Raw genomic sequence first — 17,015 nt, forward strand, 5'->3', positions numbered from 1 at the left:
TCCGATGGACGAAGACCGTCGCCGAAGGCGCCGGGACCTACGAGTTCAAGGCACGCACCGATGACGGCGTGCGTATCAAGGTCGACGGGCAGCTGATCCTGGACAAGTGGTTCGGGCAAAGCGCCAACGAAACCTACACCGTCGCCTCGGTCCTACCGGAGTCCGCGGTCGTGGAAGTGGAGTACTACCAGGGCTACGGCAAAGCCTCCGCCGACATCTCCTACACCCGCGTGGGCGCCGACACCGAAGCCCCGTCGGCTCCTAGCCAGCTCGTCGCGGTCCCTGAGGAATCCGCGGTGGCCCTCAGCTGGGAGGTCAGTGCCTCCACGGACGCCGTCGGCTACCGGGTCTACCGGGGAACAGAGGCAGGGGTGGAGGCTTCGGACACCCCACTGTCAGGCTCCCCGTTGGTCGAGGATCCCAGCTACCGGGACGTGAGCGCGGCCCCGGATGTGACCTACTACTACGTGGTCACGGCCGTGGATGCCGCAGGCAATGAGTCTGAGGTGTCGAACGAGGCGATGGCCATGGTGGCCACCGTCGAGGACACCGAAGCACCCGACGCGCCGGTCGAACTGGTCGCCATCGCCGGCGACACCGAGGTCGAGCTGACCTGGACGGCATCGGCCTCCACCGACGCTGCCGGCTACCGTGTCTACCGCTCGCTGCAGCCCGTCGTCGAGGACACGGGAGAGGTCGCCGCAGTTTCCGGGGACGCGCTAGTGAACGGAACCACCTACACGGATGGCACGGTCAGCAACGGCACAACGTACTTCTACGTGGTGACCGCGGTGGACACCGCCGGCAACGAGTCGGCAGTCTCGAACGAAGTCTTCGCCGTTCCGACGGTGCCCAACACCACCGATGTGAAGGTGGACTTCACCGCGACCAACGCCGTGCCTGCCGCCGGTTACCTCGCGGACTGGGGCCAGTCCTACGGACCCCGGACCAGCGCCAATCAGGGAACCGGCCTCAGCTACGGGTGGCTCTCCGAGGACGGGAGCCCCGTGAGCCTGGTCGGCAACGGTCGGGTACGAGTACGGCCGGGCATCGATCAGCGGCTCGACAGCATCGTCCACATGCAGTACGGCGACGTGGACGGGACGAACGGCGTCGACACCGAGGGGGTCTGGGAGCTCGCAGTACCGAACGGCCTCTACGAGGTCCAGATTGCAGTGGGTGACGAGCCCGGTGCATCCAATGTCTACGACTCGAACCACGTGATCAACATCGAAGCAGGCTTGGGCATCGAAAGCTTCCAGGCCACGGCCGGTGAGGAGTACCGCACCTCCACCACCACCGTCGGCGTCTGGGATGGGGCGCTCACGCTCACTGCGGCCGGCGGCACGAATACGAAGATCGCCTACGTCGAGGTGCTCGGGCTGGAGCAGGCGCCGCACGTGGACACCATGCGCCCGGACAATCGCGCCTCGGGGCACGACCCCAACGACGGCGTCTCCGCCACCATCCGCGTCCCATACGCGGGAGTGGGTGTGGACCCCAGGACGCTCCCCGGCAACGTCCACATCTACGAAGTCGTCTCCGGCGCCGAAGTGCCGTCCTCGACCGGGACCTCCGGTGGTAACGACGTCATCTCCACCCAGCCGGATGCACCGCTGAAGCCCAATACCAACTACCGCTTCGTGGTCACGGACGGAGTGAAGGACAACTTCGGCGCCTCCTTCGTGCCCTTCGCCTCGGTCTTCACGACGGGGGCCGGGACAGTCGAGACACCCGAGGAGTTCACCCCTCTCAGTGGCGTCAGCTTCGAGAAGGTCGAGTTGCCGATCGGCGCAGGGACCTACTGGTCCACCTTCGCCTTCGGCCCGGACGGCAAGCTGTACGGAGCGACGATCGGCCAGGGCCTCTTTCGGTTCACCGTGAACGAGGACGGAACACTCTCCAACAAGGAGAGCCTGGGTTACGAGGGCCGCGCCATGGTGGGACTCGCCTTCGACAGGTCCTCCACGGCCGGTGACCTGAAGCTCTGGATCACCTCCACCAGCGCCAATGTCGGCAACGAACAGGGGCAATGGATCTCCGGCATCAGCCGGCTCACCGGGGCAAACCTGCAGACCGAGGCGAAGATCTTCGAAGGCCTCCCACGCTCCCAGTCGGACCACCTGACCAACTCCATGGTCTACGGTCCGGACGGACGCCTGTACTTCCAGCAGGGTTCCAACCAGGCCGCGGGTGACCTCGACAACTCCTGGGGCCAGCGCGGAGAGAAGCTTCTCACCGCTGCCACCCTGGTCTTCGACCCCAATCACCCCCAGGTGCAGGCCGCTGCCAGCGGTGCCGGCGCCATCAACGTCCAGACCGCGGACGGCGGAACCTACACCCCGTACGCCGCCAACGCGCCGCTGAAGATCCACGCCACAGGAATCCGGAACGCCTACGACCTGGTCTGGCACTCCAACGGGCACCTGTACGTCCCCACCAACGGGACGGCCGGTGGAGGAAACTCACCGGGCGTCACGGCCAACGCGAACGGCACGTTCACCCGTGTGGCGGCCCCCGGCATCCCCGGAGCCTCCACGGTCAACGGCAAGGACGTCACGGCGCAGTGCCAGCGACGCAATTACACCGGCGGATCGGTTCCTGCCATCGCCAACCACCCGACGCAGCGCGATCTCCTGTTCGACGTCGTCGAGGGCGGCTATTACGGCCATCCCAACCCCGAGCGTTGCGAGTGGGTGCTGAACGAAGGCAATGATCCCGCGAACCCACCGGCATCGCCCGGTCAGGGCGGCAGCAAGTACCCCTCCGGTGTGAAGGCGGACCCGAACTACGGCGGCATCGCCTACGATTTCGAGTTCAACAAGTCGCCCAACGGGGCGCTCGAGTACCAGAGCGACACCTTCGGCGGCCAGCTGAAGGGCCGCCTGGTGGTCACCCGCTTCTCCAACAACAATGACCTCATCTTCCTCCAGCCCGATGCGGCCACCGGGAAGATCCTGGGCGCGCAGGTCCCCACCGGCGTGCCGGGTGTCCCCAACACCACCATCGGTGGGGCCGACGGATTCAATGATCCGCTGGAAGTTGTGGAGGACCCGGGAACGGGCAACCTGTACGTGAACCAGTACGACCGCAGCGGCGGCGCGCAGAAGATGTTCCTCCTCCGCGTTCCTGCCGATCAGCAGGCGGCCACGCTGGACGCCTCTGCGGACGAGCTCGTCTTCTCGACCGTGAAGAGCACCACCAGCAGCACCAAACCGCTCACGATCACCAACACCGGCCCGGACGCCGTGACGCTCTCACGAGCGGTCCAGGGCGCACAGGCAGGCGATTTCACCGTCACCGGCGGAACCGGGACGTCGCTGGCTCCGGGAGCGAGCACCACCCTGCAAGTGGCGTTCAAGCCCGGGTCCACCGTCGGACAGCGCAGTGCAACCCTTGCCGTCACCGCGGGAGACACCACGCTCGAGGTAGGGCTGTACGGGCTCTCCATGAACGGCATCGAGGGCGGCAACGAGCCCACCTTCGCCGACGTCGTGGGCACCCTCGGGTACAAGATCAACGTGGGATGGACCAACCTCGCAGGAGGAGTCGACCCCGCAGCGAAGGGCGACGAGGTCCTGGAGCCGCTGTTCGAGAAGTCGGGCACGGCGCCGGTCACCATGAAACCCCTGGCACAGTACGCGCCACGCGAGGATCTGCCCTTCGGCTGGTACACAGGCGACGGAACGGAGACCCAACGCAACAAGGTGGGGTCCATCGACATCAGCGGCTACCAGTCACTGCTTCCGCCTGCCAGTCCAGGATCGGCGAGCAGCTTCGATCCCGGCGATGAGCAGTTCGGGTTCTATTTCTACTCGAACGTCTTCCAGAGGGTCGGCTTCACCGAGGACAGGCTCAATACCGGGATCGCCCACAGGGCGCGCGTCTATCCCGCGAAGGACCGGTCGGGGACGTCGATGGCAAACAGCTACATCGTGGCCTTCGAGGACGCCTCCAACGGTGACTACCAGGACTACGTGTTCCTCGTGCAGGGCGTGAAGCCCGCCGGCGAGGTGGCACCGCCGTCGACCGACACGATCCGCGTCAACTTCTCCGACCTCGCAGGGTCCCTGCCCGCCGGGTACCTCCGGGACCACGGACAGGCCTTCGGTGCACGGACGGCGGCCGACCAGGGATCCGGACTGAGCTACGGCTGGAAGAGCCAGGCGACGGAGAACCCGCTGGACATCTCGACCGGCGGCACTACCCCGGGCAACGGTCGGACGCGGGTCACCGCGCAGGCGGACCAGCGCCTCGAGACGCTGATGCACATGCAGTCGGGTGACGTCTCGGGCACGTTCAACGGGATCGCGACCTACGCCTACTGGGAGATCGCGTTGCCGGACGGGGACTACCGGGTCACGGTTGCCGCGGGGGATCCGACGGTCAACCAGGACCCCGAGTCGCACAGCATCAACCTCGAGAACAAGCCGGTCATCGACAAGTTCGTACCCACGGGCGCGGCCGGCGCGGACAGCCGTCATGCCACGGCGACAGCCGACGTGACGGTCACCGACGGGTTCCTCACCGTGGATGCCAATGGCGGGACCAACACCAAGGTCAACTACGTGGACATCGTCCCGCTCGCCGACACCGAGGTGCCGGGAGACGATCCCACCGACGGAGCCCAGGTGAAGGTGGACTTCCAGACCGCGGCAGCACCGACGCCGGCGGGGTGGACCGCCGACACGGGAATGGCCTTCGACGCCGAGCGCAAGTTCGGGTGGCTCGTGGACGGGGTGCCGACCGATCGCAGCAGCGCTGCCCGGTACCGCACCGCGCCGACGGCGGGCATCAACTACCCGGCGGACGATCCGCTGCTGCAGACGCTGAACCTCATGGGTCCGGCGACCAATGTCAGCACCGGGGTCTGGGAGTACGTGGTTCCCAACGGCACCTACAAGGTTGCGCTCTCGGTCGGCGATTCCGGGTTCCTGGATTCGACGCACGGGGTGGCGGTCGAAGGACAACCACTGGTCAACTCCTTCGTCCCCACCGGGGCCAATCCCTTCCAGACCGGTACGCGTGACGTGGCCGTCGCGGACGGCAAGCTGACCGTCACGTCCACGGGCACCAACAGCAAGATCAACTGGATCTCGATCAAGGGCGACGGCCTCGACGGGCCGCCTGCCGAGACCACGGAGGTGAAGTACAACTTCCAGACGGAATCGGCTTCCACACCCGCGGGCTGGATCAAGGACTACGGCCTGGGCTATTCCGCCGCCGCCGGCTTCGGCTGGCTGGTGAACGGGGAGCCGGCGGACCGCGTGCTCGGTGGACGGAACCGCCCTACCGCGACGTCGGGTATCACCTACCCGGCGAATGATCCGCTGCTCCAGACCCTGAACATCATGCAGGGCGGAACAGTGACCGGATTGTCGGACGGCACCTGGGAGGCGAACGTGGCCGACGGGACCTACACGGTGAGTGTCTCCGTCGGTGATGCCGGCTACCTCGATTCGACGCACGCCATCGAGGTCGAAGGCACCCCCGTGGTCGATCCCTTCGTCCCGACCGGCAGCGCCCCTTTCAAGACCGGCACGGCACAGGTGACGGTGACCGACGGACGGCTCACAGTGGTTCCCACCGGGACGAACACCAAGATCAACTGGATCACGATTGCCGGCAAGGCGCTCACCACCCCGTCGGTCGCCGTCACGGTCAATGGCACGGACGTCGGATCGAGCTTCAGCGGCGGAACGGCCAACGTGTCGATCGCAGCCACCGCACCGACCGGCACCACGATCGAATCACTCACCTACTCCGTCAACGGCGCGGACTCCGTTCCCTACACGGCTCCGTTCGTCTTCGACACGGCCGGCGATTACGTCCTGGAGGTGGCTGCCACCGACAGCACCGGTGCAACCACCACCAGGACCGTCCAGTTCGAGGTCCTCGACATCGGTGGCACGCTCACTCTTCGGAACGAGCAGGTCACCCGGCAGGGCGGGGCTCCCATCCCGGGCCTGTCCGAGGACTGGTTGGTCATGCATCGCATCAACGGCGGTGTCTCCACCCACAAGGTCGTGGACGAGGCAACGGTCACGGTGTCCAACACCGGCAGCAAGGACCTTCGCATCACGGAGCTCGCGTTGGGCGGGCCCAACGCCGGACAGTTCACGGTGACCAACGCGCCCGAACTGCCGGTCACCGTCCAGCCCAACGCCTCGATCCCGGTCACTGTGAAGTTCACCGCCACGTCCGGTTCCAGGGGCGTCAGAGCTGCACAGCTGAACATCAGGTCGAGCGATCCTTCGGCGGCACTGAAGCCGGTGCAGCTCCGCGGCGCCTACATGGCGCAGCCGGAGGGCGGCAGCGAGCTGTCCGTCAACGAGATCGCCCAGGCCTTCGGCTGGACCACGGACCTCGGCAGCCCGTCGAACGGCGACGAGATGCGCACCTCCGCCCTGAACGGTGAGGAGATCCGGTCCCTGCAGTGGAAGCGGCTCGACTCTTCCATCCCGGTCACTGCCCGGCAGCTCGCGGCCTTCCACGGCTGCTGCACGGCGACCGAGACGGTCAACATCAACGGTGCGACGGCGACGCACAATGCGGCGTACGGGCAGTCATTGTTGCCCCTGAACAACGCGTTGACGGGAGGCACGCAGCTCACGACCAACCCCACCGGGAACATCGGGATCGTCGTGGCGGGGCAGTCCACCAACAACGCGAACTACATGGCCGTCAAGACCTGGCCGGTCAGGGACCGGGACCGGAGGATCGTCCCGGGGGCGTGGATCGTGGGCCACGACTACATCAGTTCGCCGAACCAGTGCGGTGTCGGGCCGACCAACTGTGACTACCAGGACAACATGTACCTCGTCACGAACATGGTTCCGGTCGCCTCGTCCGATACCACTGCGCCGGGCATCGTCGCGGGTGTCGCCGCAGCGGCCTCCGGGTCCGCAATCGACGTCACCTGGACGGGAGGGGCGGAAGCGGATCTGGCCGGCTACTACGTCGAGCGGGCAACCTCCGCGACCGGACCGTGGACCCGCATCAGTGGGAACACCCCGGTCCGCGGCCTGAAGGTGACGGACACGAACCTGCCGTTCGCGGCCCAGGCGTTCTACCGGGTGCAGGCGGTGGACGCATCCGGGAACACCTCCCCGATGTCCGCCACGGCCAGCACGGCCATCCCGGCGTCATCGGGTCAGGCCATCCGCGTCAACGCGGGCGGCGGAGCAGTGACAGCCGGCGGCCTGAACTGGCTTGCCGACACCTATTTCGAGGGCGGCAAGGCCTACACGAACCCGTCCGTCACTCAGATCGCAGGAACCGACAGCGATGCGCTCTACCTCTCGGAGCGTAGCGCAACCACCGGACCGGGATCGTTCGGGTACAACATCCCGGTGCCCGCGGGTACCTACACGGTCAGGCTGCACTTCGCGGAGATCTACCACGGGGCAACCGGAGGTGGGTCAGGCGGGACCGGGAAGCGTGTGTTCAGCGTCAACCTCGAAGGCGGACCGCAGGAGATCAACAACCTCGATCTCAACGCGGTGGTCGGCCCCATGACCGCGCACGTCGTGAGCCAGACCCTGAGCGTCACGGACGGGAACCTCGATATCGACTTCGCGTCCACGGTCGACCAGCCGAAGATCTCCGCGATCGAGGTGATCCGGAACCCCTGAATGGGAGATTCGGTCTTCCCCGTCCGAGCGTCGGTGTTCGGACGGGGAAGACCCCAGAACGTCAACCTTCTCCGTCGTTTCAATCGTCTGTCTGGGAACCCTCATCATGATCAGAACAGCCGCAGTTCTCACCGTCGCCGGTGCCATCGCATTCCTCGGAGCCGCCGGAGCGCAGGCAGCACCCTCGACCGGGTCGTCCGCGGGCGATGAAACCAGAAGCGCCAGGGATGGCAGGAGCGCTCTCGTTGAGACAGTCACCTTCAGCAGCACCGATGGACTCCTCGATCCCGGCGAAGTCATCCTCATCACGGTCGATCGCGCCGGAAACCGCCCAGCGGAGGATCCCGGCGCCGGTCGAACGGCTCCGGTCCGTGGTGACCTCGTCATGCTCAACGGAACTGTCCTCGATCACACCGTTCGTGCCGATGCCGACGGTGACTTCTCCTATGACGTGAACTTCACCGAAGGAGGCGTCTATACACTGACCGCCGCTGCAGCGGACGGCTCCCCCGTTGTCACCTCCCGCACGGTCGCCGTCTACGGCCAGGCTGGTCCGGGCACCGCCCCAACCAGCGACGGATCCAGATCCGCCCTGGGTGAATCGGCATCCGCCGGCCTCGACTCGGCTGTTCTCCTCTGGGGCGCCTCCGGGATCGGTGCTCTCGGCCTGGGCGCCGCTGGCATCGTGGTGGAGCGCCGCCGCTCCGCCAAGGCGTGACCCTTCGCACCACCAGAGAGCCGGCCCGGAGCATCTGCCCCGGGCCGGCTCTTTTCACGTCTGGCGTGCTGCGTGGATGACACCAGTTAAACCAGAAGGGGCCAGCGGCAGCTGGGGACGGAGTCTTGGTCTCAGGAAGACTCCTTTGCCGCTGGCCCCGATCCGGGACCCGCTCTTCACGCGAGTAGGGGCCGAAGCCCCGCGGTCGGACCCGTATCGGTCCAACAAATGCAACCCTACGCAGATCATCGCGGCCGCTCACCAGTGCGGACTACTCCACTTTCCCCTGTTAGCTACGCGATCTTTCGTCATTGACTACTCGCACCCACCCCCGGGATCCTCCGGCGGGATTGGCGCGGGTCAGCGTCCGTTCTCGTATTCCCTCATCTCACTCGCGAGCTCCTCTCGGGTGGTGATGCCGAGCTTCCCGTAGATGCGGTACAGGTGCCCCTCCACGGTCCGCGTGGAGAGGACGAGCGCGTCCGCGATGGCACGATTCGAGGCGCCGTCCGCCGCGAGCCTCGCGATCTCGCGTTCCCGGGACGTCAGCTCGTGCGAACCGCGCGGATCCCCGTCCTCGTGCGGCCGCAGGCCCTCCAGCATCGACTGCCGGTGTCGGACGGCGCGTAACGCCATGCGGCGGGCCCTGCCGTCGCCCTGATCCTCGAACAGGCGCATGGCCCTCGCCGAGGCCTCCGCCGCGAGCGGCATCTTCTGCAGGCCTTCCGCGCGGTCGCCGACCGCGAGCAGCGCCTCGGCGTCGCGGTCCGCCAGGGCGTGCGCGTACCGGGAGAGGACCTGCGCCTCCACGCCCTCGAACTGGTCGGCGAGTTCGGCGAGGCGCCACGCCCGGGCCGTGTCGCCGAGCACCGCGAGGAGTTCGAGCATGTCCTTCTCGCACGAGCGGAAGGATGCCTCCCGTGCGGCCTCCGCCAGTGCCTCGAGACTGCCGAGATCCGCCGCGCCCGCGGGCCGGCCGGCGCCCGCCGCAGCGAGGAACGCGCGCCCGAGGAGGAGCAGTGGGCGGCTGCCGATCGACGCCACGCCGGCGAACTCCTGCTCGAAGCCCGCGGCGGCCGCGCCATCGCCCGATGAATGCGCAGCCCACGCCGCGACGGCGAGCGCGTACGGCAGCAGCATCTCCGGGTCCACCCGGCGCAGGGACGCCAGGGCAGGCTCGAGCAGGTGCAGCGCTGTGCGGTATTTGCCGCGCCGCGCTTCGAGCACGGCCTCGAGCGCTGCCAGCGCCCCACCGATGTACTCGTAGCTCACCACCGGCCGGTGCCGATACTCCTCGAGAACTTCCCGTGCGGTCGTGAACTCGCCGGCATGGATCAGCGCGCTCACGTACCGCGCCACGACGCGTTCACGCAGGTACTCGAGCCCTCCGCGGGAACGGTCGACGGCGTCGGCGGCGGCCCGGAGGCCTGCCAGCGCCGTGTCGCAGTGGCCGAGCGCAGCGTCGATCTCACCCCGCAGGAGCAGGAGGAGGACCGGCAGCGGGGATCCGGACTCCGGTCCGGCCGCGGTGAGGTCCCCGTCGAGGGCGTCCGCCTCCGCCCGCGCGGTCTCGAACTCCCCCTCGAGGACGCGCCCGAACAGGTGGAGGAGCCGCAGGGCCACCCTGGCCTGCTCCGCCTGTCCCGACGGTTCGGCGGGCTCCTGCCCAAACGGGGCCGCGAGCCGTTCCGCGCATGCGTCGGCGATCTCGTGGAGGCGACGCGGGTCCTCACCCCGCTGGACGCAGGCCAAGGCCTTCAGGACGGCCGCCGCCGCGGTGACGCACGGCGGGACCGCGTCCGCCAGGACCCGATCGAGCTGCTCCACCGCGACCGTGTATTCGCCGAGCGCCACCCGCACGCGCGCCTCCTCGACCGCACCGGCGGCCTCCTCCCCCGCGGCCCGCGCAGCTCCCGCGAACCGGAGCGCGGACTCCGGACCGGAGACGTGCGCTGCCGTGCGGGCCGCGGCGAGGAGGACGGCGGGCGGCACGGCCACGCCACAGTCGAGGGCCCAGTCGAGGTACTCGATGAGGCCCTCGTCGACGGTGGGTGGCGCCACCTCGTCGTCGAACACGCGGCGGCGCAGGTCCGCGCTGCGCCCGGCGGGGACGAGTGCCCGGACCACGCGCCCCATCATGGGGTGGGCCACCCTGAGCGCGCTCGTGGACGAGCCGACCGTCCGCAGGAGCCCGCGGCGCACCAGCTGCTGGGTCACGGTGTCCTCCCCGATCACCGACAGGCGCGCCTGCGGGACCCCGCCACTGAGCGCCACCACCTCGTAGGCGGTCCGTTCCTGCTCGGAGAGTCCCTGCAGCAGCGTCTTCGCGAGGTCCAGCAGGGGCGGGACGGGAGGACGGAACCGTCCGGACAGGCACCACACGCCGTCGTGCTGCACCAACTCTCCGGTGGTGGCGGCGTGGTCCAGCAGGGCACGGAGCATCAGGGGGTTTCCCGCGCTCTGCCGGGCGAGGTAGTGGCCGGCCCCCTGGGACAGCCGCCCGCCCTGGATGGCCTCGCAGAGCGCGACGGCGTCCGCGTCCCCGAGCCCGGGGAGATCCACCCTGCTGATGAAGCCGTCCGTGTAGAGGGAGAACAGGTCTCCGGCCCGGGACGGCAGGCCGTCGGAGAAGAGGACGACCTTGATGATGCGGGAGATCACCAACTGCGTGAGGATGTGGCTGCTGTCGTCGTCGAGGTACTGCGCGTCGTCGACGACGACGACCGCGTCCCGGCTCTCGGACGCCGCCCGGAAGTATGCGACGAGGGCGCGGAGCGCGGACAGGGACGATTCGAGGGTCTGGGGCGTCGCGTGGGAGAGATAGGGTCCGAGGGCCCCGTACGGTACGCCGGCGAGGTTCTCCGTGGCCCGGATGAGGAAGAACCGTGTCCTCTGCGGATCCCCGGTGGTCACGAGGCGCCGGGCGATCGCGCTCTTGCCCGTGCCGAACTCCCCCACCACGAGGGCCCCGTGCAGATTGGGATGGGACAGCGTCTGGGTGATGGCCGTGATGGGGTGCTGGACCCCCACCAGGGGCACCCGCCCTCCGTCGACGCTCATCCGAGGGGTGCCGGGAACAGCTCCGCGAGCTGGGAGCGGGACGACACGTGCAGTTTCGAGTAGATCTGGTACAGGTGTCCCTCGATGGTCCGCACGGAGACGCACATGGCCTCGGCGATCTCCCGGTTCATCAGGCCGCCGACCGCCAGCTGGGCGATCTCCGCCTCGCGCGGTGTGAGGCAGTCCAGCTGGGATGCGGGGCCGTGGGCGTCCACGTCCGCCAGGACGCGCCGCGCCCGCTGCTGGACCTCGCGCACCGTCGACTTGTCCCCGAGTGCGCGCGCCGCGTGCAGGGCCGAGCGGGCGGCGTCCCGCCCGAAGTTCTGGTCGCCGCCGGCGGCTGCGAGGTCCATGGCCTGCAGGAGCACCTCGGCGTCGCGGTGGCTGATGCCCTTCGCGAACGTCTCGCACAGCTGGGCGTAGGGCCCCTGCACGCGGGCGGCGACGTCGGAGAGATCGGCGAGGACCCCGCTGCTGCCGAGCCGCACCGCACTCGTGAAGGCGGACAGCGCGAAGAGGGACGCACCGCGGTCCCTGTCGCTGCGTCCCAGCGCCTGCAGCTGCCGGGCGGCGTCCGGCTTCGCCTCCCGCAGCCCGACGCTGAGCAGCTGCAGCTGCGACGCGACCCGGCGTACCAGCCAGGGATCGCCGGCGGTCGGTTCCGCGTGCACCAGGAGGGGGATGGCGGCCCTGATGTCGTCGGTCACCGAGTGGCAGTAGGCGATGGCCGAGGCGGCGAGGGGCAGGACGCGCTGCGGGTCGCCGACCCGCAGCTGGTCGAACGCCGGGACCAGGACCGCCAGGGCGTCCTCCGGTGTCCCGTACCGGCCCCGGACGAGTCCCAGGGCCAGCTGCACGGCCGAACTGTGCAGCACCGCGCTGCTGTCCCCGTCCGTCAGGCCGAGCCTGCGCGAACCCTGTCCCCAGCACCCCGTGGCACTGTAGATCGCGATGAGGCGCAGGTAGGACAGCTCCCGGGTGCGGGCGGGGATGTCAGGCTCCTGGAGGCGGTCCGCCAGGGCGTCGGCGAGCTGCAACGCCTCCAGCTGGTCCTCGAGCATCGCCCAGGCCTCGCTCAGCAGCACGTCGGCGGCGATGCCCTGGTCCCTGCCCAGCGCAGCACCCCCGGAGCGGAGGGAGAGCACCAGGTCCCGGGCCTGTGTGAAGCGGCCCTGGAGGGAGGAGATCTCCGCGCGGGCGATCACCACGTCCGCCCGGAGGCGGGCGCGGTCCTCAGGCCGGAGGCCGGCGTCGGACTCCAGCCGCCGGCCGGCCTCGTCGAGGGTGTCCTCGACCCCGTCGAGGCCGAGGCGGTGGCGGAGGAAGACGCCGGCGAGGAGCAGCGGCACGGCCTCCGTGGCCGATGCGCCGTCGAGCAGGGGTGCGGCGAGCAGCACGGCGTTGCCGGCGTCCTGGAAGCGTCCGGTGAAGGTGAGCGACCGGATGCGCTCGACGGCGGCGGCGGCCGAGGAACGGTAGGCGTCGTCGAGCTCTGCGTACGCGGCGGCGGCGCAGTACCTGCCCGCCCGGTTCGCCGAGCGTGCGGCGGCGAGTGCGAGGTGGGCCCCGACCGGCCGCTGGCACTTCAGCAGCCAGTCCGCGTGACGCTCCGGATCGAGCAGGTGACCGAGGGCGGGGCCCTCGACCCACCGGGTGTACAGGTCACCGGCGTGCTTGGAGGACAGGGACGCCGCGACGCCTACGCCGATCACGGGGTTCCGGAACGCGATGCTCTCCTGCTCGCCGTGTGCAACGGCCAGCAGGCCGGCGGTCTGGAGGGCGTCCAGGTCCGTGCTGCCGGTGATGGACTGCGCGACGGGGAGGGGCAGCCGCCCGGCCAGCGCGATGACGTTGGCGATCTCCCGCTGTCCGGTGGACAGCTCCTCGAGGATGAGCTGGACCGCCTCGGCGATCTCGGTGGGTACGGGCGCGGTAGCCGGCAGGAGCACCCAGGTCTGCCCGTGGCGGACCACGCTGCGTCCGCGGACCGCCCGGATGGAGGCCTGGAGGAAGCGCGGGTTGCCGCCGCTCATGCCGTACAGCAGGGTCGCGGCCTCGGCACTCACCGGGCCCCGGAGCTCGGCCTCCGCGAAGGCTCGCGTCTCCAGGGCATCGAACGGGGCGAGGTCCAGGCGGCAGAGCGAGCCGTCCCGCCAGAGGCCGGCGAACTGGGGGTCCGCCGCGGCGAAGTCCTGGGCGGTCAGGAGCACGCCGGCGGTTCCGCCGAGCACCAGCTGCCCGATCAGGGTGGCCGACGAGGGATCGAGGTACTCGACGTTGTCCACGGCGAGGACCACGCGGCGCCCGCGGGCATGGTGGTTCAGGAAGTCCGCCACGGCCCGGAGCGCCATCACCGGGTGTTCGACGACGTCTCCCTCGAGCTCCGAGAGGAGGAAGTTGACGGGCCGGTAGGCCTGGTGGCGGAACCCCCGGGAGCCCCGGATGCGCAGGACGTACAGGGACTCCGCGTGGGAGGCGAGGACCTGCTGCACCACGGCGGTCTTGCCGACGCCCGCCTCACCCACGAGCACGGCGCCGACCGACCCGGGGGCGCCCAACGCTGCCTCGACCGCCCGGAGCACGTCCGCGCGGCCGACGAAGGGGGGTGCGGCCTCCGGTGCGGGCGTCGGGCCGGGGCCCGTACCGGCGCGCTGGGAAGGAAGGGATCGAACAGCCGGCACGCTCTGGCCGTCAGCAGCCATGAGACCACATCCTAGATTCGAAGGGGTCGTTCGCCACCGAGCCTAGGTAGAGTCATGACGGGCTACACGAGTGGCCTATACGGGAGTTACCCTCCACCTACTCGGTTTTGATGGGCAATACTACCAAGTACCTACCTAGAAGCCCCTGAAGGACTACCTGGGAGGTGCCCGATCGCCGCGGCCGCCCAGTACCGATCAGGCGTTGCCGTCGAACAGGCTGGTGACCGAGCCGTCGTCGAACACCTCGCGGATCGCGCGGGCGATCAGCGGTGCGATGGACAGCACCGTCAGCTGCGGGAACCGCTTCTCCGAGGGGATGGGCAGCGTGTTGGTGACCACGACCTCGCGGGCACCTGACTCGGCGAGGCGGCGTGATGCCGGCTCCGAGAATACCGCATGCGTCGCCGCGATGATGACATCCTTGGCGCCCGCGTTCTTGAGCACCTGGACGGCGCCGGAGATGGTGCCGCCGGTGTCGATCATGTCGTCGATCAGCACGCAGGTGCGGCCCTCCACCTGGCCCACGACCTGCTTGGACACGGCCTGATTGGGGACGGTGAGGTCGCGGCTCTTGTGCACGAAGGCGAGGGGCGCGCCGCCGAGACGCTCCGCCCACTGCTCGGCCACCCGCACCCGGCCGGTGTCCGGGGAGACGACGGTGACGTTGTCGGCGTCGACCCTCGAGCGGATGTAGTCCGCGAGCAGCGGGATGGCCATGAGGTGGTCCACGGGACCGTCGAAGAAGCCCTGGATCTGGGAGGTGTGCAGGTCCACGGACATGAGCCGGTTGGCGCCGGCGGTCTTGTAGAGGTCCGCGACGAGGCGGGCCGAGATGGGCTCGCGCCCGCGGCCCTTCTTGTCCTGGCGCGCGTAGGGGTAGAACGGCGAGACGACGGTGATGCGCTTGGCGGAGGCCCGCTTCAGCGAGTCGATCATGATGAGCTGTTCCATCAGCCAGTTGTTCAGCGGCGCCGGGTGGGCCTGGATCACGAAGACGTCCGTGCCGCGCACGCTCTCCCCCGAGCGCACGTAGATCTCGCCGTTCGCGAAGTCGTAGGCGGAGACCGGCAGCAGCTCGGTGCCCAGCCAGGACGCGATCTCCTCCGCCAGCTCCGGGTGCGCGCGCCCCGACGCCAGGACCAGCTTCTTCTCGCCGTGCGCGGTGATCTCGCTCATGCCTGGGTGCTCTTCTCTTCGGTGGGGGTACTCGGAGGGGTCTCGGTGGAGGCGGCGCCCGCGGCGGCGGCGGAGCCTGTGCCGGGCCGCTTCCCGGCCACCCAGTCGGGGATATTCCGCTGGGGTGCGACGGTCACGGCGAGCGCGCCCGCCGGGACGTCCTTGCGGACCACGGCGCCGGCACCGGTGTAGGCGCCGTCGCCCACGCTGACCGGGGCCACGAAGACGGTGTTCGAGCTGGTGCGCACATGGGAGCCGATGACCGTGCGGTGCTTGTTCACGCCGTCGTAGTTGGCCGTGATGTTGCCGCAGCCGATGTTGGTGTACTCGCCGATCTCGGCGTCGCCGGCGTAGCCGAGGTGGGACAGCTTCGACCCGCGGCCGATCGTCACGTTCTTGGTCTCGTAGAACGCCCCGATCTTGCCGTCCTCGCCCAGCACCGTGCCGGGACGCAGGTAGGTGAACGGGCCCACGCTGGCGCCGGCACCGATGCGCGCTCCGCTGCCGTGCGTACGGACCACGTGCGCGCCCTCACCGACGACGACGTCCGTGAGCGTGGTGTCCGGGCCCACCACGGCGTCGCGTGCCACGGAGGTGTCGCCGTGGAGCTGCGTGCCGGGCAGGATGGTGACGTCCTCCTCGAGGACCACTGTCGAGTCGATCCAGGTGGTGGCGGGGTCCACGACCGTGACGCCGGCCAGCATCCACCGCTCGACGGTGCGGCGGTTGAGCTCGGCGCCGAGCGCGGCGAGCTGCACGCGGTCGTTGGCGCCCTCGACCTGCCAGCGGTCCTCCTGCACGACGGCGGCGACGCGGCCGCCGTCGGCCCGGGCGATCGCGAGGACGTCCGTGAGGTACATCTCGCCCTGCGCGTTGGACGCGTCGACCCGGGTGAGGGCGCGCCGCAGGACGGCGGCGTCGAAGGCGTAGATGCCGGAGTTGACCTCGCGGATGGCCCGCTGCTCGGGCGAGGCGTCCTTGTGCTCGACGATCGCGAGCACGGTGCCGTCCTCATGGCGCTGGATGCGGCCGTAGCCGGTGGGGTCCTCGAGCACCGCGGTGAGGACGGAGACGGCGTTGGCCTCGCCGTGGTGGACGGCGACGAGCTCCTGCAGGGTCTCCGGCGTGAGGAGCGGGACGTCGCCGTAGGTGACGACGACGGTGCCGTGCACGGGGCTCCCGGCACGGGCGTCGAGGCCCTCGAGCGCCACCTGCACGGCGCGCCCGGTGCCCGGCAGTTCGTCCTGGTCGATCAGGACGGCCTCGGGATCCAGGCCGCCGATGTGCTCCGCCACGCGGTCCCGCTCATGGCGGACGACGACGGCGAGTTCCCGCGGCCCGATGGCCCGTGCGGCCCGCAGCGCGTGGCCGACCATGGAGACCCCGCCGATGCGGTGCAGGATCTTCGGGGTCCGCGACTTCATGCGGGTGCCCGCGCCGGCGGCGAGGACGATGACAGCTGCCGGGATGTCGGGGTCCCGCGTGGTTCCGTCCTGCGTGCTCACGAGGAAGCGCTCCTACCTGTAGGTGACCGGTGTGCGGCGGACCGGCCAGCCCGGCCGGCACCTGCCTGCGTTCCGCCCATAGGATTCGAACCTATACTCCACAGCTCCAAAGGCTGGGGTGCTGCCGTTACACCAGGGCGGACCGCGACGTACCCCGGTGGGCCGGAGCATGTGCGCACGGTTATCTAGTTTGCCATGCCTGCGGGACTTTGCCACGACG

7 protein-coding genes and 1 tRNA gene are annotated in these 17,015 nt (G+C 69.4%); 2 read left to right on the forward strand and 6 right to left on the reverse strand.

The genetic code is table 11. From position 1 onward, the window contains the following. Positions 1-7,634 (forward strand): malectin domain-containing carbohydrate-binding protein (locus tag ACSGDB_RS03695; RefSeq protein WP_434992952.1); only part of this gene is annotated, 7,634 nt, incomplete at its 5' end. 79 nt (positions 7,635-7,713) lie between these two features. Here ACSGDB_RS03695 and ACSGDB_RS03700 read toward each other — a convergent pair. Beyond that, positions 7,714-8,046: a hypothetical protein gene (locus ACSGDB_RS03700; protein ID WP_434992953.1), complete on the reverse strand. Its 333-nt coding sequence runs from the start codon at positions 8,044-8,046 to the stop codon at positions 7,714-7,716. 39 nt (positions 8,047-8,085) lie between these two features. Between ACSGDB_RS03700 and ACSGDB_RS03705 the strand changes: the two genes are divergently transcribed. Then, on the forward strand, positions 8,086-8,352 hold the full coding sequence (locus ACSGDB_RS03705) for a hypothetical protein (protein WP_434992954.1): 267 nt from the start codon (positions 8,086-8,088) through the stop codon (positions 8,350-8,352). A gap of 360 nt (positions 8,353-8,712) precedes the next feature. Here ACSGDB_RS03705 and ACSGDB_RS03710 read toward each other — a convergent pair whose 3' ends face one another. From ACSGDB_RS03710 to ACSGDB_RS03730, 5 genes are all read right to left on the reverse strand, one after another. Next, the gene (locus tag ACSGDB_RS03710) at positions 8,713-11,412 is read right to left on the reverse strand and encodes a LuxR C-terminal-related transcriptional regulator (RefSeq protein ID WP_434992956.1); all 2,700 of its coding nucleotides are present in this window, start codon (positions 11,410-11,412) and stop codon (positions 8,713-8,715) included. Then, positions 11,409-14,114: a LuxR C-terminal-related transcriptional regulator gene (locus ACSGDB_RS03715; RefSeq protein ID WP_434992958.1), complete on the reverse strand. Its 2,706-nt coding sequence runs from the start codon at positions 14,112-14,114 to the stop codon at positions 11,409-11,411. The genes ACSGDB_RS03710 and ACSGDB_RS03715 overlap by 4 nt, the downstream gene beginning before the upstream one ends. A gap of 195 nt (positions 14,115-14,309) precedes the next feature. Continuing rightward, entirely contained in the window at positions 14,310-15,290 is a 981-nt protein-coding gene (locus ACSGDB_RS03720) for a ribose-phosphate diphosphokinase (RefSeq protein ID WP_043447171.1), read from the reverse strand. After that, positions 15,287-16,795 (reverse strand): bifunctional UDP-N-acetylglucosamine diphosphorylase/glucosamine-1-phosphate N-acetyltransferase GlmU, encoded by a 1,509-nt coding sequence (glmU, locus tag ACSGDB_RS03725; RefSeq protein WP_434992960.1) that lies wholly within the window; start codon positions 16,793-16,795, stop codon positions 15,287-15,289. Before glmU ends, ACSGDB_RS03720 begins: the two co-directional genes overlap by 4 nt. A 70-nt stretch (positions 16,796-16,865) precedes the next feature. Continuing rightward, positions 16,866-16,937, reverse strand: a tRNA-Gln gene (locus ACSGDB_RS03730). Between the last annotated feature and the right edge of the window lie 78 nt (positions 16,938-17,015).

Origin of the sequence: Arthrobacter sp. Ld5 (genome assembly GCF_051172775.1) — a bacterium.
Taxonomy (GTDB): domain Bacteria; phylum Actinomycetota; class Actinomycetes; order Actinomycetales; family Micrococcaceae; genus Arthrobacter_D.